Origin of the sequence: Paraburkholderia dioscoreae (assembly GCF_902459535.1) — a bacterium.
Lineage (GTDB): Bacteria > Pseudomonadota > Gammaproteobacteria > Burkholderiales > Burkholderiaceae > Paraburkholderia > Paraburkholderia dioscoreae.
The window spans coordinates 1,892,550-1,909,070 of sequence record NZ_LR699553.1; the positions used below are offsets into that span (position 1 = coordinate 1,892,550).

Annotated in this window: 24 protein-coding genes and 1 tRNA gene; 14 read left to right on the plus strand and 11 right to left on the minus strand. The window is 63.8% G+C overall.

Annotated features, from left to right (window positions below):
• Positions 1-23: 23 nt before the first annotated feature.
• The 4 genes from PDMSB3_RS08375 to PDMSB3_RS08390 all read right to left on the minus strand — a co-directional run bounded on the left by PDMSB3_RS08375 (position 24) and on the right by PDMSB3_RS08390 (position 2,740).
• Positions 24-863 carry an arginyltransferase gene (locus tag PDMSB3_RS08375; protein WP_011488122.1) on the minus strand — a complete coding sequence of 280 codons (840 nt, stop codon included), beginning with the start codon at positions 861-863 and terminating at the stop codon, positions 24-26.
• 116 nt (positions 864-979) lie between these two features.
• Positions 980-1,717 (minus strand): leucyl/phenylalanyl-tRNA--protein transferase, encoded by a 738-nt coding sequence (aat, locus tag PDMSB3_RS08380; protein ID WP_165185750.1) that lies wholly within the window; start codon positions 1,715-1,717, stop codon positions 980-982.
• 9 nt (positions 1,718-1,726) lie between these two features.
• Positions 1,727-2,272: an NUDIX hydrolase gene (locus tag PDMSB3_RS08385; protein WP_007182161.1), complete on the minus strand. Its 546-nt coding sequence runs from the start codon at positions 2,270-2,272 to the stop codon at positions 1,727-1,729.
• A gap of 391 nt (positions 2,273-2,663) precedes the next feature.
• Positions 2,664-2,740: transfer RNA gene (locus tag PDMSB3_RS08390), tRNA-Met, on the minus strand.
• A gap of 242 nt (positions 2,741-2,982) precedes the next feature.
• Between PDMSB3_RS08390 and PDMSB3_RS08395 the strand changes: the two genes are divergently transcribed.
• Positions 2,983-3,480 carry a heme-degrading domain-containing protein gene (locus PDMSB3_RS08395; RefSeq protein ID WP_011488124.1) on the plus strand — a complete coding sequence of 166 codons (498 nt, stop codon included), beginning with the start codon at positions 2,983-2,985 and terminating at the stop codon, positions 3,478-3,480.
• 10 nt (positions 3,481-3,490) lie between these two features.
• The gene (locus PDMSB3_RS08400) at positions 3,491-3,823 is read left to right on the plus strand and encodes a DMT family transporter (protein ID WP_405044856.1); all 333 of its coding nucleotides are present in this window, start codon (positions 3,491-3,493) and stop codon (positions 3,821-3,823) included.
• Between the two features lie 39 nt (positions 3,824-3,862).
• Here the strand turns inward: PDMSB3_RS08400 and PDMSB3_RS08405 are convergent, their stop codons facing one another.
• A complete protein-coding gene (locus PDMSB3_RS08405; RefSeq protein ID WP_011488126.1) occupies positions 3,863-4,252 on the minus strand; it encodes a hypothetical protein in 390 nt (129 codons plus the stop codon).
• 75 nt (positions 4,253-4,327) lie between these two features.
• On the minus strand, positions 4,328-4,519 hold the full coding sequence (locus PDMSB3_RS08410; RefSeq protein ID WP_011488127.1) for a hypothetical protein: 192 nt from the start codon (positions 4,517-4,519) through the stop codon (positions 4,328-4,330).
• A gap of 298 nt (positions 4,520-4,817) precedes the next feature.
• Between PDMSB3_RS08410 and PDMSB3_RS08415 the strand changes: the two genes are divergently transcribed.
• Together PDMSB3_RS08415 and PDMSB3_RS37815 are read left to right on the plus strand one after the other, a co-directional pair.
• On the plus strand, positions 4,818-5,096 hold the full coding sequence (locus tag PDMSB3_RS08415) for a hypothetical protein (RefSeq protein WP_007182156.1): 279 nt from the start codon (positions 4,818-4,820) through the stop codon (positions 5,094-5,096).
• Positions 5,096-5,557 (plus strand): DUF1488 family protein, encoded by a 462-nt coding sequence (locus PDMSB3_RS37815; protein ID WP_007182155.1) that lies wholly within the window; start codon positions 5,096-5,098, stop codon positions 5,555-5,557. Before PDMSB3_RS08415 ends, PDMSB3_RS37815 begins: the two co-directional genes overlap by 1 nt.
• A 173-nt stretch (positions 5,558-5,730) precedes the next feature.
• Here the strand turns inward: PDMSB3_RS37815 and PDMSB3_RS08425 are convergent, their stop codons facing one another.
• Positions 5,731-6,729 (minus strand): NAD-dependent epimerase/dehydratase family protein, encoded by a 999-nt coding sequence (locus PDMSB3_RS08425; RefSeq protein WP_007182154.1) that lies wholly within the window; start codon positions 6,727-6,729, stop codon positions 5,731-5,733.
• A gap of 143 nt (positions 6,730-6,872) precedes the next feature.
• On the opposite strand from PDMSB3_RS08425, the gene PDMSB3_RS08430 reads away from it, so the two are divergent.
• Entirely contained in the window at positions 6,873-7,808 is a 936-nt protein-coding gene (locus tag PDMSB3_RS08430) for a TetR/AcrR family transcriptional regulator (protein ID WP_165185756.1), read from the plus strand.
• Positions 7,809-7,854: 46 nt separating this feature from the next.
• On the plus strand, positions 7,855-8,985 hold the full coding sequence (locus PDMSB3_RS08435) for an enoyl-CoA hydratase/isomerase family protein (RefSeq protein WP_007182152.1): 1,131 nt from the start codon (positions 7,855-7,857) through the stop codon (positions 8,983-8,985).
• 167 nt (positions 8,986-9,152) lie between these two features.
• Here PDMSB3_RS08435 and PDMSB3_RS08440 read toward each other — a convergent pair whose 3' ends face one another.
• Positions 9,153-9,578, minus strand: coding sequence for a hypothetical protein (locus PDMSB3_RS08440; RefSeq protein WP_035518635.1), 426 nt, complete (start codon positions 9,576-9,578; stop codon positions 9,153-9,155).
• 579 nt (positions 9,579-10,157) lie between these two features.
• On the opposite strand from PDMSB3_RS08440, the gene ssuD reads away from it, so the two are divergent.
• From ssuD to PDMSB3_RS08460, 4 genes are read left to right on the plus strand one after another with little or no spacing between them, the layout of a single operon-like run.
• Positions 10,158-11,318, plus strand: coding sequence for an FMNH2-dependent alkanesulfonate monooxygenase (ssuD, locus tag PDMSB3_RS08445; protein ID WP_007182150.1), 1,161 nt, complete (start codon positions 10,158-10,160; stop codon positions 11,316-11,318).
• A gap of 56 nt (positions 11,319-11,374) precedes the next feature.
• On the plus strand, positions 11,375-12,217 hold the full coding sequence (ssuC, locus tag PDMSB3_RS08450; RefSeq protein WP_007182149.1) for an aliphatic sulfonate ABC transporter permease SsuC: 843 nt from the start codon (positions 11,375-11,377) through the stop codon (positions 12,215-12,217).
• The gene (locus PDMSB3_RS08455; RefSeq protein ID WP_165185759.1) at positions 12,214-13,224 is read left to right on the plus strand and encodes an ATP-binding cassette domain-containing protein; all 1,011 of its coding nucleotides are present in this window, start codon (positions 12,214-12,216) and stop codon (positions 13,222-13,224) included. The genes ssuC and PDMSB3_RS08455 overlap by 4 nt, the downstream gene beginning before the upstream one ends.
• 47 nt (positions 13,225-13,271) lie before the next feature.
• On the plus strand, positions 13,272-13,487 hold the full coding sequence (locus PDMSB3_RS08460; protein WP_007182147.1) for a TOBE domain-containing protein: 216 nt from the start codon (positions 13,272-13,274) through the stop codon (positions 13,485-13,487).
• 8 nt (positions 13,488-13,495) lie between these two features.
• Here PDMSB3_RS08460 and PDMSB3_RS08465 read toward each other — a convergent pair whose 3' ends face one another.
• Positions 13,496-13,801, minus strand: a complete 306-nt coding sequence (locus tag PDMSB3_RS08465; RefSeq protein ID WP_007182146.1) for a hypothetical protein — start codon at positions 13,799-13,801, stop codon at positions 13,496-13,498.
• 163 nt (positions 13,802-13,964) lie between these two features.
• Between PDMSB3_RS08465 and PDMSB3_RS08470 the strand changes: the two genes are divergently transcribed.
• Together PDMSB3_RS08470 and PDMSB3_RS08475 are read left to right on the plus strand one after the other, a co-directional pair.
• Positions 13,965-14,162, plus strand: coding sequence for a hypothetical protein (locus tag PDMSB3_RS08470; protein ID WP_007182145.1), 198 nt, complete (start codon positions 13,965-13,967; stop codon positions 14,160-14,162).
• Between the two features lie 100 nt (positions 14,163-14,262).
• Positions 14,263-14,505 (plus strand): DUF6566 family protein, encoded by a 243-nt coding sequence (locus PDMSB3_RS08475; protein ID WP_007182144.1) that lies wholly within the window; start codon positions 14,263-14,265, stop codon positions 14,503-14,505.
• Positions 14,506-14,705: 200 nt separating this feature from the next.
• Here the strand turns inward: PDMSB3_RS08475 and PDMSB3_RS08480 are convergent, their stop codons facing one another.
• Positions 14,706-14,972, minus strand: coding sequence for a hypothetical protein (locus tag PDMSB3_RS08480; protein ID WP_007182143.1), 267 nt, complete (start codon positions 14,970-14,972; stop codon positions 14,706-14,708).
• A 315-nt stretch (positions 14,973-15,287) separates the two neighbouring features.
• Between PDMSB3_RS08480 and PDMSB3_RS08485 the strand changes: the two genes are divergently transcribed.
• Both PDMSB3_RS08485 and PDMSB3_RS08490 read left to right on the plus strand, forming a co-directional pair.
• Positions 15,288-15,512, plus strand: coding sequence for a hypothetical protein (locus tag PDMSB3_RS08485; RefSeq protein WP_007182142.1), 225 nt, complete (start codon positions 15,288-15,290; stop codon positions 15,510-15,512).
• Positions 15,513-15,669: 157 nt separating this feature from the next.
• Positions 15,670-15,915 (plus strand): hypothetical protein, encoded by a 246-nt coding sequence (locus PDMSB3_RS08490; protein ID WP_007182141.1) that lies wholly within the window; start codon positions 15,670-15,672, stop codon positions 15,913-15,915.
• A 386-nt stretch (positions 15,916-16,301) separates the two neighbouring features.
• On the opposite strand, the gene PDMSB3_RS08495 is transcribed toward PDMSB3_RS08490, so the two are convergent.
• Entirely contained in the window at positions 16,302-16,439 is a 138-nt protein-coding gene (locus tag PDMSB3_RS08495; protein WP_165185762.1) for a hypothetical protein, read from the minus strand.
• Positions 16,440-16,521: the final 82 nt, after the last annotated feature.

Genomic DNA, 16,521 nt, shown 5'->3' on the forward strand with positions numbered 1-16,521 from the left:
CCGGCCAGGTGAGCTACGATGAGCTACGGCTTGAACGGCGGACGTTTGCCGTGAATCGCCAGATCGACCGGCGGCAGATCCAGGCCGGTGGGGTCGAGCACACGCCAGGCGCCGTCGATCAAGCCCTCTAGCGGGTGGAAATTCGCCTTGTACGCCATTTTCGGACTCTCGCGAATCCAGTAGCCGAGGTACACGTAGGGCAGCTTCAGGCTGCGCGCCTGCTCGATCTGCCAATAGATGTTGTAGGTGCCGAAGCTCGTGTGTGGCAGCCCCGGCTCGAAAAACGTGTACACCGACGAGAGCCCGTCGCCGAGAATATCGATCATGCTGATCATGCGCAGAATGCCGGGCGCATCCGGCCGCTCCGGCTGTTCTGGCCACTCGCGCGGCGGCTCGCGGAATTCGACCAGCCGCGAGTTGATCCGGCTCTGCAGCAGGAACTGCTCGTACTGGTCGCGGCTGTCGCGGTCCATGCCGCCGCCCGCGTGCCGCGCCGACTGATAGCGCATGTAAAGCGCATAGTGTTCTTCGTCGTAATGGAGCGGCGCGACGGTCGCGATCAGTTCGCCGTGTTTCTTCCAGACGCGGCGCTGCGTGCGGTTCGGCTCGAACCGGTCGACAGGTACACGCACCGGCACGCAGGCGCGGCAGCCATCGCAATACGGCCGGTAGGTGAACACGCCCGAGCGCCGGAAGCCGGCCTTGACGAGGTCGGTGTAGACGTCGGAGTTGATCAGATGACTGGGGGTGGCGACTTGCGAACGCGCGATGCGCCCGTCCAGATAACTGCAGGGATAGGGCGCCGTTGCATAAAATTGCAGCGCCGAAAGCGGGGAAAGAGGCAGCTCGTTGGGATGAGTCACGTTGGCAGCTCTCGAAGCGTCTCTGGTAATGCAAACCCGGCGCCTTGCGGTCGACGACCCGCGGCTAGTGACCCGCGGCTCGGTGGGCGGCGGGTCCGGATTCGGCCTGATTCTTCCTACGCCGCCGGCGCGACGATCTCGAGCAGCACGGTCTTGTCGAAGAGCCAGGGAATAGGCGGCGCCTCGACCGACGCGCGAACATGCGCGATGAACGCCTTGCGCGCTATCTCGCGACCGCCCAGCGACGCCAGATGCGACGTGTTCTGCTGGCAGTCTATCATTTCTATTTCGTGACGGCGCAAGTGTCCGACGAGCGCGGCCAGCGCCATTTTCGACGCGTCCGTGACCTCCGCGAACATGGATTCGCCGAAGAACATCTTGCCGAACGACACGCCGTACAAACCGCCCACGCGCCTGCCTTCGAACCAGGTTTCGATGCTGTGCGCGTCGCCCACACGATGCAGCGACGAGTACGCCTCGACCACGTCGGCGGTGATCCACGTGCCGCGCTGTCCACGTCGCGGCGCCTGCGCGCAGGCGCGCATCACGGCGGCGAAATCATGGTCGACGCGGATTTCCCACGCGTCGTCGCGCAGCACGCGCCGGAGCGTTTTGCGCAGCGACGGCGACACTTTGAATTCGGCGGGGCGCAGGATCATGCGCGGGTCGGGACTCCACCACAACACCGGCTGGCCGTCCGAATACCACGGGAAGATGCCGCGCCGATAGGCGTCGATCAGGCGCGACGTCAGCAGATCGCCGCTGGCGGCGAGCAGGCCCGGCGCGCCACTGTTCGCGCCGAGCGCGCGCTCGACGGGAGGAAACGGATCGTCGGGTCCGAGCCAGGGAACCATGCGCGCCGCTCAACCTTCGCGCAGCGAGCGGAAGATGTCGCCCGTGTGCAGGCCGAAGCTGCCGGCGGCGCGGTCGGCGAAAAAGAAACGCAATGTCTGGCCGACCGTGGGGAAGGCGATTTCGTCCCAGGGCACTTCATGTTCTTCGAAGAGTTTTACTTCGAGACTTTCTTCGCCGGCGGCAATGTCGAGATCGAGCAGGCGCGCCATATAGAACAGATGCACCTGATGCACGTGCGGCACGTTCAACAGCGAGAAGAGATTTTGCACTTCGACGCGCGCGCCGGCTTCTTCCAGCGTTTCGCGCGATGCCGCCTCGGCGGTTGTCTCACCCATTTCCATGAAGCCCGCCGGCAGCGTCCAGTAGCCGTAACGCGGTTCGATCGCGCGACGGCACAGCAGCACCTTGTCGTCCCACACCGGAACGGTGCCGACCACGTTGCGCGGATTCTGATAATGCACCGTGCCGCAACTGGCGCATACGAAGCGCTCGCGGTTGTCGCCCGGCGGAATGCTCAGGCTGACGCCGTGGCCGCAGACAGAACAGAATTTCATAGGAAGGGGGCAGGAAAGGGTGATAGGAGTTTATCACTGGGGCGCGGTTTTACTCAGGCGGGGGAAAGGTGGCGTGCGGGAGCTGGCGGTGAGTGGGCTTTATGCGAAGGGGTGCGACGGGGACAACAGGCAGAGGAAGGGTATATTTGATTCGGGATGCAGAATATCTTTCGCGCGGGCGTTGATCCGCGGGCGCGAATGGTGTTGCGGGTAAGGCATATCCTGATATCGCGAACCCCTGATGAGCTCCGGGTACGGAACGGGAAAGACGGACGCAGCGCGCGGAACTCGCAACCCGTTATGAAAGATTTGGCAAAAGAAACAAAAAAGGCCTGCCGGTTTGGCAAGCCTTGAATGTTGTTTTCGACGTCTTGAGCATACGCGATGCACTTGGTTGCGGGGGTAGGATTTGAACCTACGACCTTCGGGTTATGAGCCCGACGAGCTGCCAGACTGCTCCACCCCGCGTCCGTCGAAGAAAAGATTATAGAAGAAAGTGCATGACTATGCAACAGCTAATTAAGAACCGGCTTCAATCCGCCTATCTCGCGGCCGGCGCCGCGATCTCCTCAAAGTCGCCGCACGCATTGCCCGCGTCGCATGCCGGAAGGCACACGTAAGACGCTGCGCTAGAATTCAGGTTCTCTTCGCGGCGCCGCCGTGTCTGCACGGCGGCGTACGCTTCACCTCCTACGTTGCCCCGAACCCTCATGGATATCGCTCACGATCTGCAGGTGATTGCCGCTCAGGAACATGCCCTGGTGTTTCCCCAATTCGATCCCGACCGCGCGTGGCAGGTCGGTGCCTATCTGCATGAGGTCGCCAAGGCGCGTGGCATCCCCGCTGCGATCGACGTGCGCACTTTCGGCCAGCCGCTGTTCTTCAGTCTGCTCGACGGCGCCACACCGGACAACGTCGATTGGGCGCGCCGCAAAGGCAATACGGTCGCGCATTTTCGCCGCAGTTCGTACGCGATCGGTCTGAAGATGCAGCAGGCCGGCAGCACGCTCGCCGACAAGCACGGCTTGCCCAATACGGAATACGCGTCGCACGGCGGCGCGTTTCCGCTGACGGTGGCGGGCGCGGGCGTGATCGGTTCGATCACGGTGTCGGGTTTGCCGCAACGCGCCGATCACGAACTGGTGGTGGAAGCGCTGTGCGCGCACCTCGGCCACGACTACAGCAAGCTCGCGCTTGCAAAGGCCTGAAGCGATGCGGTTGCCCGCTTATGCATTGCTAGGCATCGCCATCGTGGCCGAAGTGATTGCAACTTCCGCGATGCGCGCGTCGGACGGTTTCTCGCGGTTGCTGCCTTCAGCGGTGGTGGTGCTCGGCTATGGCGTGGCGTTCTATTGCCTGTCGCTGACGCTCAGGAGTATTCCGGTCGGCATCGTCTATGCGGTATGGTCCGGCGCCGGCATCGTGCTGATCACGCTGGTCGCGGTGGTGTTGTACCGGCAGGTGCCCGACGTGCCGGCCATTATCGGCCTCGGGCTGATCATTGCCGGCGTCGCCGTGCTGAACATGTTCTCGAAGATGCAGGCGCACTGAGCACTCGCGCCGACCCACGAGCTTCGGGTTCGCTTCTTCTTATTTGCAGCGCACGATCATCGAACGGTTCTTCACGTTGGCCGAGACGACGTTCGTGACGCTGCCGCCCGCCGTGCCGCCTTCGTCATTGTCTTTCGACACGATGTCATAGCCCGTCGCGCCGCATGCCTTGCCGGCCTGCACGTAGCACGAGGCCCAGCTGGAAGCGGCGTCGGCGCCGCTGCAATTCACGGCGAAACCGGTCTGGCCGTTCGGCAGGTTGATCAGCGACGTGGTGTTCGACGATGCGCAGCCGGCGAGGCCCACGCCCAACAGCACGGCGGCGGGAAGGGCGGCCGCGAGCGACGTCCGGCGAACCAGCGCAAGCGCCGCACGGGTTCGGAGGCGGTCGAGGCGGCCGGCGCGGCGCAGTTGCGTCATGAAATGCATCGTGATGTTTCCTTTCAGATTGAGATGTTCGGGCGTGTCGCGCCAACCGGGCGCGGCTGTTGATTCACGGCGATCTCAGGGCGTTTCGATCGTAATGCCCGCCGCACTGACCAGCCGACGGCTTTCGGCGCCTTTCTCGGTGGCCGCGTCTTCCCAGATGCTGATGGCTTTCGGAATGTCGATGCCGTGGCTTTCGGCGTAGGCAAACCATTTGTTCGCCGCATCCGGTTCGGGCAGTTCGTGGTTTTGCAGAAAATATTTTCCCATATTGCGCTCGCTGAACTGGAAAAGGCGTCGTGGCAGCAGCACGGATCGTGCCGATGATCCAGTTCGACCGGCGCGAGCCGAACAAGTGCGATCGAGAGATCGCGTTGCTGGCCGCTACAGAACTAATCGGCTCGCAAGGCGCCTTACATACTGGTTGGCTGCGGCGTGCCGACTTGCGTGCAACTCGGGCGGAGCATGTGCACCGTAGGGCCAACGGAGGTCGACGCAGACAGGCGTATCGGGCGCGGATCCACGCGGCGTCCGCTCATGAACTCGAATTGCAACGAGGAGAACGAATATGGCTGAACGGGTCAGCGGCCCTTATCGCGGTTATTACATTAGCGCCGCCGCGCGCCTCGTACCGGCGGTCGACACACCGGCTACATCGGCCGGCGGCGCGAGCGGCACTTACGTCGGCTCGGTGAGTCTCGCTGAACATGGCCCGGACGATCCTCATCGGATGGAAACGCTGCTCGAACTCGGCGACGGGCAGCGCTTCGGCAGCGAAGAGGAGGCGCTCGTGTTCGTCGAGCAGGCGGCGCGCGATTACGTCGACCGCCTGCTGGGAGGCAGTTGATGGCGGCGCGTCAAGGGGAAAAGGCCGTCGCCTGGAGCATCGACAAAACCGCCGATGAAAGCGCCGCGGCAGGCTGGACCGCGGTCCGGCCGCGCGAGTACCATATCGACGTTGTCCGGGGCCGGCCGGTTCTCGCCGGCACCGGTTTCCTGTCGGATCTTTCTGATGAGGCGACCATGGAAATTCGGTTTCCCGCGGACGCGCCCGCTTACCGCGACTCCAATCTGACCGTTGTCTTTCCCGCGCTGGTGGACGGCGAGCCCGTGCCGTGCGCGATCTCGGTCGAAGCGCTCGAAGATCACTTCGGCGCCTATTCCGAAGACCTGGAAGGCTGGATGCGCGCGTTCGACGCCGGGCGTCGGCGCATCGAGGCGGTGGCGCGCGAGCACTTGCAGATCAGTAACGGCACGCCCGTGCTGCTGAAAAGCGGCCACTTTCCACCGGGCAACGTAGCCGGTTGATGACAACTGACCGTAATTGAGCGCGGCCGTTGGAACTGAGCGGACGGGGCGAGCCTGGGCGAGCTTTTATACATCGGCGCATACATCGGCGCAAAAGGCCGCTCGCTGGCCGGTAACGAGGCGCGAGCGCCGCTCATCGCACACTGGCGCGTCTGTCTTCTTCGCGCGCCCGATCAAACCGCGTTCGCGGTGCTGCCGTTTGTTCCAGCCTTCGGCGCTGCCGCCTCGCGCGCGGCGTCGAAAGCATGGCGGATGCCTTCCTCGTAAGACGTCCTGGCGATCGGGCCGATCAGTTCCGTCAACGCCGAATCGTCGAGCACGACCGGTTCGGTCATCAGGTAGTTCATCTCCACCAGTTCCCGCATCAACGGATTGAACAGGCCGAGCAGGCGCAGCAGCGTCTTGCCGGCCACCATCAGCTTCGGTGCGCGGCCGGCCAGCGCGTAGGCCTGCCGCGCGACTTCGCGCTGCGTGATGGTGCCCGCGCCGGCAAGGTGCCACCAGCGCCCATACGCTGCGGGCGTGCGCGTGAGCTTTTCGACCACCGGCCCGACATCCGGCAGATAGATGAATTCATGCGGGACGTCCAGCGGGCCGATCATCTGCGCGCGCTTGCCGGTTGCGGCGCCTTCGAACACGCCGTTCAGCAGGCTGCGCTCGATGCATGGGCCGTAGAAGTCGGGCAGACGCAACACGAGGGTCGAGAGGCCGTCCCGTCCGTGCGCCGCCAATACCAGATTTTCCTGCGCGAGCCGCATCCGGCCTTTGAACGTGTGCGGCTCGCGCGGATGCTTTTCGCTGATCGGATTGCCCTGCGCGCGGCCGTACGGATACACCGTGCCGATCAGAATGAAACGCTCGACGCCCGCCGCCGTGACGCCGGCGAGGGTTCGCTCCATCAGCGGCGGGTGCGCGGCAAACTGATCGTAGGGCACGCCGACCAGATAGATCACAGTCTGCAGACCCTCTGCCGCCGCGCGGATCGAAGCGGGGTCGTCCGGATTCCACGTGACGATCTCCGCGCGCGGGTCGCGGCCGAACGCGGCCTCCAGCGGCCCGCGCGAACGGCCGACGGCCCGGTAGTCGCGGCCCGCAGCGCCGAGCGCCGCAGCAATGCTCTGACCGGCCGCGCCCGCGGCTCCGAATAAACCCACTTTGCCTGTGCCTTGCATGACGACTCCTCGAAGCGGCGCCGTATCGCGGCCGCATAAATGGACTAACGTTGTCTGACGGTTGAAAATTTAGTGAACACTGTTTAGTGAACGGTGTTCAGTTTAATTTGACTTTTCAGTTTGTCAACCCGAGAATGTTCGCCATGGGAATCGCTGAACGAAAGAACCGCCAGAAACAGGCACTGCGCGAGCGCATCCTCGATGCCGCCCGCCGCATCGTGATGCGCGAAGGCTTTGCCGCGCTCTCCATGCGCAAGATCGCCGACGCCATCGAATATTCACCGGCCACGCTCTACCTTCACTTTGCGAGTCGTGACGAGATCGCGCAGGCGTTATGCGCGGAAGGCTATGCGCAACTGCTGGAGACATTCGTGCCGCTCGCGCGCCTTGCCGATCCGGCGGAGCGGCTCAAGGCGCTGGGGCGGGCTTACGTGGCGTTCGGCGTCGCGCATCCTGAAACGTACCGGCTGATCTTTATGGAAGATCCGAGCTATACCGGCGCGGCAATGGGCGGCGCGGCGAGAGGTGCGGGCAAGGACAAGGCGGCGCGGGACGAGGACTCCGGAATCGCGGCGGCGCAGGCGGCGAACGGTGAGGCGGCCGCGCCCGAGGACGACCCCGGCGAGGCCGCGTTGCACATCATGATCGCCGCGCTCGAAGAACTCAAAGCGGCTGGCGGGTTGCCGGCATCGACGGATCTGGCGGTGTGGGCCGAGGCATTCTGGGCGACCTTGCACGGCATCGTTGCACTGAATCTCACGTGTCCGGTATTTCCGGCTACATCGCTCGAGACTGTCGTGGCCGTCGCGCTGGATACCTGGCTGGGTGCGTCGCAGGCAACGGAAAACTCCGCGCGGTCGCGGAGCAGCGCGACTACCGGCGGCACGCGCAAGAAGAAATCTCCGCGCGCGAGCGCCGAGCCGCCGGCGAAGCTGGACCCGAAGTCGGAACCGAAGCCGGAACCGAAGCCGGAACCGCACCGCGAACCCGTCGCTCAGCCGTCGGGCAAGAAGCCGGCGCAAGCGGCAACGGCCGGTGTCGCCGCGCCCGCCGTTAGGCGCAAAGCCCCGAGTGCATGATAACGTTCAATTCCACCTCACTTTGCGCCGTTGCGCTTAGCTCCCCATGTCCATTTCCGCCTCGCCCGCCGTCAGCGACGAAGTCGCGACTTACGTAGCCAACCGCATCGGTTTCATCGAACTGGAAAGGCCGAAAGCGCTCAACGCGCTGTCCACCGGCATGATTCGCGCAATCCACGCGGCGCTCGACCAGTGGCGTGAAAATCCCGATGTGCTCGCCGTCGTGATACGCAGCCAGCACCCGCGCGCGTTTTGCGCGGGCGGCGACGTCCGCTTTCTGTACGAGACGGCGCAACGCGGCGAGCATGACGCGCGCGACACGTTTTTTATCGAGGAATACCGGCTCAATCACGCGATCTTCACTTATCCGAAGCCGTATATCGCGTTGATGAACGGCGTCGTGATGGGCGGCGGCATGGGTATTTCGCAGGGCGCGCATCGCACCGGCGGCCTGCGCGTCGTCACCGACTCGACCAGAATGGCCATGCCCGAAACCCGTATTGGACTCTTTCCCGATGTCGGCGCGAGCTGGTTTCTGGCCCGCACGCCCGGCGCGATCGGGCGCTATCTGTCCGTGACCGGCGAGACGATCGACGCGGCCGACGCGCTCTACGCGGGTCTGGCCGACACCTACATCGAGGACGCGGCATTGCCCGCGCTCGTCGATACGCTGCGCAGCGAGCTGTTCGAGCGAGGCGCGGACGTGGTGGCGTGCATCGAACGTGAGGCGCTGGCGCACCAGGTCGTGCCGCGGCCCGAGGCGTCGTTGCTGGCGAACGCGCGTGCGCTGATCGACCGCCACTTCGCGTTACCCGATGTCGCGCGGATTCTCGCCTCGCTCGAGAGCGAGCGCAACGGCGAGGCCGCCGATTGGGCCGAACAGATGATCGGGATCTTGCGCGAACGTTCGCCGTTGTCGATGGCGGTGTCGCTGGAAGTGGTGACGCGCGCCGAGGGTTCGATGGCGGACGTGCTGCGCTGCGACCTCGATCTGACGCGCTCGAGCTTTCTGCATGGCGACACGATCGAAGGGATTCGCGCGCGCATCATCGATAAGGACAACGCGCCGCGCTGGCGCTTTGCGCGCATTGAGGATGTGAATGCCGTTGAGGTCGAGAAGATGTTCGAGAGTCCGTGGCCGGCTAACGAACACCCGTTGCGGGATTTGCGCGGTTAGGCCCTAAGCCCGGAACAGCGGGAAACTATGCCGGCTTGGGAGCGGCGTAACGGCGTAGTGGTGCAGTGGCATAACGGTGCAGCGGCATAACGGCGTAATGGCGTAACGGCATGGCAGCATTGCGAACCATGTAACGGCCGGTCAGACCGGCCGCTCACCGCTCGCTCCTATTCTTCCTCTTCGCTCGCCATGAACGCGCGCATGAACACCAGCGCGCCCCAGCCCCACATGGCATTCGCCGCGAAACCCACCGCGAGGCGCGGCAGCATGTTGCCGCTCGGCCAGATGCCGCGCAACGGATCGACGACGAACACACCCGCCGCCGTCAAGGCAATACCACCGAACACGAAGGCCGGCACCCACGGCGCACGCCGATGCGGCGCGACGCGCAGGAGCCAGGCCATCAGCACGGCCCAGAACGCGCTCCAGATCGCGTTGGCGATGAACTCAGGCAGCCCGAGCGGTAAAAACGGCGCGGTCGAAAAACCGCTTGGGTCGATCATCCCGGCTGCATGCAGCAGCGCCAGCGTCGATTCGTGGAAGAACAGGGAAGCCAGAAAACCGGCGACGAACGGCAGGATGAGTTTTTGCATGCATTGCACCGCCAGGGTACAGGCGGCGTGCTGTCGCGTGGCCTGCACCGGGTTATTGGAAACGTGCGCCATTATATAGAGCGCCCCCCGAGCTGTCGCTTTACGCCAGGCTCCGGATAGGGCGCAAAACCTGGCGCGGCCGGCGTTTTCCCGCGAGGCGCACGCGCTTGCGCGCATGCATCACGCGCAAGATCCGTATGCTTTAGCGTCGGGCTAATCACGAAAGTGGAAAACCTAAGCTAAAAAAAATCGTTCAAAAGCGACAGCCCGATCCATAGACTGTTTCTCCATACAGACGGCGTTTGCCGCCGTCGCTGTTTAATCGAGCGCATGACGCGCACGTTTGGTCGAGGGAAGCCGTCGCGATGTCCTGCCTGATGCCGATCTTCACCCGCCACATGGCGCACGCGCGCCGGCGGGTCCGCTGCCGCCGCTAGCCAGCGCCGCTACCGCGTTTCTTCCGCCTCCTTGCGATGCACCGCCCGGCTGCGTGCCGGATGGATGCGCGCGGCCGCGTGCGCGCCGGCACTCGACGCACCGTTTCCATTCAATCCAGTTTCGACCATGCAGGAGCAGCAAATGAATGTGTTCTGGTTCATTCCGACTCACGGCGACAGCCGCTATCTCGGTACGTCCCAAGGCGCACGCGCAGCCGATTACGACTACTTCCAGCAGATCGCCGTCGCCGCCGATACGCTCGGCTACGAGGGCGTGCTGCTGCCGACGGGGCGCTCATGCGAGGATGCGTGGGTGGTCGCGTCGAGCCTGATCGCCGCGACCAAACGGCTGAAATTCCTGGTGGCGATTCGCCCGGGCATCTCGTCGCCGGGTCTGGCCGCGCGCATGGCGGCGACGTTCGACCGTCTGTCGAACGGGCGTTTGCTGATCAACGTCGTGACCGGCGGCGATGCGGCGGAACTGGAAGGCGACGGCGTGTTCGTCGACCACGACACGCGCTATGAAATCACCGACGAATTCCTGCACATCTGGCGCAAGCTGCTCACCGCCGCGCATACCAACGACGCGATCGACTTCGAAGGCAAGCACCTGAGCTCGAAGGGCGGCAAGGCGTTGTATCCGCCCGTGCAGCACCCGCATCCGCCGCTGTGGTTCGGCGGTTCGTCGCCGGCCGCGCACGACATGGCGGGCGAGCATATCGACACCTATCTGACGTGGGGCGAGCCGCCGGCCGCAGTGGCGAAGAAGATCGCCGACATTCGCGCGCGCGCCGCGGCGCGTGGCCGCCAGATCAAGTTCGGGATTCGTCTGCACGTGATCGTGCGCGAGACCGAAGAAGAAGCGTGGGCCGCCGCCGACAAGCTGATCAGCAAGCTCGACGACGAAACCGTCGCGCGTGCCCAGGCCTCGTTCTCGAAGATGGACTCCGAAGGGCAACGCCGGATGGCCGCGCTGCACGGCGGCAAGCGCGGCGGCCGCGCGGAGCTCGAGGTTTATCCGCATCTGTGGGCGGGCGTGGGCCTCGTGCGCGGCGGCGCGGGCACGGCGCTGGTCGGCAACCCGGAACAGGTGGCGGCGCTCATGAAGGAATACACGGACCTCGGCATCGAGACCTTCATTCTGTCGGGTTATCCGCATCTGGAAGAGTCGTATCGCTTCGCCGAACTCGTGTTTCCGCTGCTGCCGAACCGACTGAACAAGGTTTCGAACGGGCCGCTGTCGGGTCCGTTCGGCGAGATCGTCGGCAACAACTATCTGCCGAAGGCGGCCAGTTCGAGCTGAGTGCAAGTGCTGCAAACGGCATGCACGATCATCGACAGGCAATAAGGAAGGCAAGCATGGCTCAATCCACTGTAAGTACGGATCGGGACGAAACCGTTGAGGCCGGCGCGGGTTTGAACACGTTGCGCCGGATCGGCGCGCATCTCGCGCCGTGGCTCGCGCCGCTCGCGATTCTGCTGGTGTGGGAATTCGCCGCGAGGAGCGGCGTGTTGTCCACGCGCGTGCTGCCCGAACCGCTCGCGGTCGTGAAGGCCGCGTGGTCGCTGATCCAGTCCGGTGAAATGTGGGCGGACGTGAAGGTCAGCACGTGGCGCGCGGTGTCGGGTTTTGCGATCGGCGGCGGCATCGGGCTCGTGCTCGGGCTCGCCACGGGTCTGTTCAAACCCGCCGAGATCGTGCTCGATTCGACCGTGCAGATGGTCCGCAACATCCCGGCACTCGCGATGATTCCACTCGTGATCCTGTGGTTCGGCATCGAGGAGGAAGCGAAGGTGTTTCTCGTCGCGCTGGGCGTGTTTTTCCCGATCTACGTGAACACCTTCCACGGCATCCGTTCAGTCGATGCCAATCTGATCGAAATGGCGCGCAGTTATGGCGTGAGAGGTTTCGCGTTATACCGGCATGTGATTCTGCCGGGCGCGTTGCCGTCGATTCTGGTCGGTGTGCGTTTCGCGTTCGGGCTGATGTGGGTCACGCTGATTGTCGCCGAGACCATTTCCGCGCAATCGGGCATCGGCTACATGACGATGAATGCGCGCGAGTTTCTGCAAACCGATGTGGTGGTGGTCGGCATTCTGCTCTACGCCGCGCTCGGCAAGCTCGCCGACGTGCTGGCCAAGAGCCTCGAGCGCGTCTCGCTACGTTGGCATCCGGCCTACCAACGAGGAGCGAAGCCATGAACGCAACGACATTGTCGGCGTCGTTCAGTGGGATTGCCGGCAGCGATCTCGAAGCCGAACTGGCGCAAGCACGCACCGTCGATCACGACGCGAACGAAGCCGCGGACCAGGAGCACGCCGAAGCGACGCATCATCATGCCCGCGTCGCTGCGCGGGGTGATGCGCAACTGCCGGCCGGCGCACTGGCGCGCGACGACGCCCGCCGCGCCGCGGATTATTCGGTGGAGTTGCGCGGCGTCGGCAAGCGGTACGGCGAACGCAAGGTGCTGTCCGGTTTCGATCTGTCGATCGAGCGCGGCAGCTTCGTGGCGATTGTCGGCCGCAGCGGCTGCGGGAAATCCACCTTGCTGCGGCTCGTCGCCGGTCTGGAAAAGGCTACCGCGGGCGTGCTCGAAAAGCGCAACGAAGACGGCGGCACGCTCGACACCCGCATCATGTTCCAGGACGCGCGTCTGTTGCCCTGGAAGAGCGTGCTGCAGAACGTGATGCTGGGCCTTGGCCGCAGCGCACGCGAGGATGCCCGCGCCGTGCTCGCCGAAGTCGGCCTGCTGGAGCGCGCCAACGACTGGCCCGCGCAGCTTTCCGGCGGTCAGCGTCAGCGCGTGGCGCTGGCGCGGGCGCTCGTGCATCGGCCGCAATTGCTGCTGCTCGATGAACCGCTCGGCGCGCTCGATGCGTTGACGCGCCTCGAAATGCACGCGTTGATCGAGCGCCTGTGGCGCGAACATCGATTCACCGCGCTGCTGGTCACGCACGACGTGCATGAAGCCGTGGCGCTCGGCGACCGGATTCTGCTGATCGAGGAAGGACGCATCGCACTCGATCAGCCGGTGCCGCTGGCGCGTCCGCGCGCGCGCGCGTCGGCCGGTTTCGCCGCGCTCGAAGAGCATGTGTTGCAGCGCGTACTGAAGACGGCGCCGAATGACGACGCGTTGTCCGATCGTGCGTACGACGCACGTGACGAAGGCCGCGCGAGGCGGCCGACAGACGTCCGCTGGGCCGTCTGACATTCCTTGACTGACTGTTCTCAATCGCTTCTCTGGAGTCACCCGATATGAGCATTTCCGCAATCAACGTACGCAATCAGTTCAAAGGCAAGGTCAAGGAAATCATCCGCGGACCTGTGGTGTCCGAAGTCGACGTGGATACGCCGTTCGGTATCGTCACCTCGGTGATCACCACGCGCTCCGTCGACGAACTCGAGCTGAAGGTCGGCTCGGAAGTGGTCGCGCTGGTGAAGTCGACGGAGGTTTCGATCGCGCGCCTGTGAGGCCCGCGCTATTTCGCGTTCGCGCCGCTCGCGGGCGGCTCGTGCATCATCCTGTCGTTGGTGGGCTTGCGCGGGCGCTTGATCGGCATGTTGTCAGGATTGCTCGATCCGCTTGAGCCCGACGCGGACTCGGGCGGTTTGACCATCGATGAATTGTCGCCCGGCGCTGTGGTTTGCGCCGTTTTTTGCGTGGGTTGTTCTGCCTGCTGCGCTTGTCCTGGTTTCGCCGTTTGCGCGAATGTCGCGGTGCCGCTCGTGCCGGCTATCGCCAGCGCGGCGCTCGCTGTCAGCACTGTCCATCTGTTGCGCTCCATTGCCGTTCTCCTTGGCGACGCCGCCTGCCGGTTTCGCCGCCGTCACGCTGATGGGATGACTCCCGCCACGCAACCCGCGTGCCTCGACGCGCCCGCACGTACATGGCCTGCATACGCCCCCGAAACTTGCTAGGATGAATTGATCATGTAGACGGAGACGGCCATGTCGAAGTCATTGAGTCCCGAAGCGGTTGAAGCCTTGCGGCGTCTGAACGATGTCGGCGTCGGACAGCCGGCGCCCGAACTGGCGCAGTCCGTTGCTGCCGAATTGCTGGCGGGCGGACTGGTTGCCGATGCGAGCGGCGGCAACGTCGAGATTACCTGCAACGGCCGGCAATACCTGTCGGGCGATTGCGATTGATCGTCGGAGCAGGGCCGCGTCGCTTCGCTTCGCGAGCCGTCGAGCACGCTCGCCGGGCGAGTCTGGCCGTCATATTCGCGGCGATATCACGGAGGCGAACATGGAGCCGAAAGGCCTCGACATGGGGGACTATCAGGAGCGCTATCAGGACTACGACATCGACGTCGCCGTCGAACAGGTGCTGACGGGCGTCAAGGCACATTTTCGGGTGTTGCGGGACGACGCGGTGGTGGTCGACTGGCGGCTCGTGCATATAGACAGCTTGTGGTCCACGGAGCATGCCGCCGCCGAAGCAGGCTTCCAGGCGGCGCGCTCAGTGATCGACGCGGGCCTTGCCGTTTAGTCGCCCGAGGAGAAATAAGCCGCCGCGGCGTCGCGAAGCGGTGACAATGAGCAGCACGCTGGCAGCAGTGGCCGGTTGTGGAGCCGCAGAGGAACGGTTGTGGAACGGGTAAACGCAACTGGGCGCCAGCATCGATACTGCATGCGCGGCGCCCAGTTTACCGGTTGCTCTCGTGAGGCAGCCGGTTCAACGGCTACTGCTTAGTGGCCGAAGAAAACCGATTGCGGGCCCGAAACCGGCTCTTTGGCACCCGATTGCGACGACACGTTCTTCACGCCGCCGTAGGCATTCGATTCAGCATTAGCGCGTTCAGCTGCGACGGTTTGTGCGTTCTGGCCTTGTTGCGAAGCCGGTGCGCCGACCGACGGACGGTAGAACGGTGCCGGGCCGTAGCCGCTAGCGAAAGCGGGAGCGGCGATCGAGGCAGAAACAGCAACCAGCAGGGCGGCGATGAGCTTGGTCTTCATGGTGTGACTCCGGGAACGTTTCGACTTCATTTCAAGGAAGGCGTCGCAGGGGCCGGTGAGGTGTGTCTGCAACGTCGATGGAAAGCAGTGTATACCCCTACTATCGAGAATTTGTGCCGATAATCTGAAATTACTGTTCTTGATTCTGAAATAATCGGCTTGACGTAGGCGGGACAAGCGTGAGCGACGGTCCGACCCCGTCTGGCACGGGTTTCACGGGATTAAAGGCCCGGATCACGGCGGGGTTAAAAGTGGCGGACGGAGCGTGATTCCAGCGAATATCGATCTGAATCCGTGGCTTGGGAGAGCACTCTGATGGACCTATGGATTCAACCGTGCGCCGCTTGCGCCGAGCTTTACGGCCAGCCGGCCAGCCGAGGCCCGCACGGCAGGCTGACGCTGAATAATCGAGGGGCGGTCAAGGATGTGCGGGTGGAGGAGCACTACACCTGCGTACGCTGCAAGGCGGTGTTCGCTCGCATTCTGGCGGGTGAGCCTCACAAGCAGATATGGATGCTGCTGAATGCGAGTCAGCACTGACCGGCGATGGGCTCATTCCGGCGAAGGTGCCGTGTCTGGCGATGGCAGGGCGCCAGGGCGATTAGCGGTATCGGGAATGACGCCACGGGGAAGGCGTGATCAGAAGCCTTGACGGCCTCGCTGTAAAGTTTTCGGTGCGGCTGCCGAAAACGGAAGCATGAAATACTTCTTCGACTACACACTCGCCGATCGATACGGCTACGGGATGGCCGTGTATATCGCCGCTGAAACTTCCGATTTGCAGCGTGCCATTGATTTGACGAACGCACGACGCCTGCGCGCCGGCCGGCGCCTGCTTGACGACGCTCGAATCGAGGATGTGCTATCGGCCCTGCGCAACACGGGACGGCTTTCGGCTGAAACGGATGAGGGCGGAGCTAACGTTTCCGGCGCGGCGCGCTGAAGCGGTTGAAAACCGTACAGCCAAGCCAAAACAAAAACGGCGCAGTGATTTCTCACAACGCCGTTCATAAAACTTTACCGCTTGAATTCTTTGGGGTGGCTGATGGGGCTCGAACCCACGACAACAGGAATCACAATCCAGTGTATCCGTACAGCTACCACAAGGGTGTGAGGGGTGTGATGCCGATGAATGGAACGCAAGTTGTAAGCTGACAACTGCTTCTTGGGGCCAAGTTCGTTCCCCTGTTTCACAGCGCTTTCGCTTCGCAACCCGGCTGCTATCACAGCCGCGCGCGATGGTCGCCGGGTTGGCGTCCGGGTCGGAAGTGCTCCGCGCTCGACCTTGTGCTGGATCACCTGATCCTGTCGGGCTCAGTGTCCACGAAGTCAAGCGACTTCTTGCGCGGGCGCGCCGCCGGCATGGGCAATGGCGCCGCCCGCAGACCGCGACCGAGCGGTTTGGAACGCCTTTTCAAGGTCGTTGGAAACGACGATAACGAAATCAGCAAAGTGAAGGCGTTGCATACTGTGCGCCATTCGTCCGTTGACGCCGCGTTGCCATTGAAAAATCTGCAGAGGCGAGCCGACGCAGTAGGGTGTCTTAGCG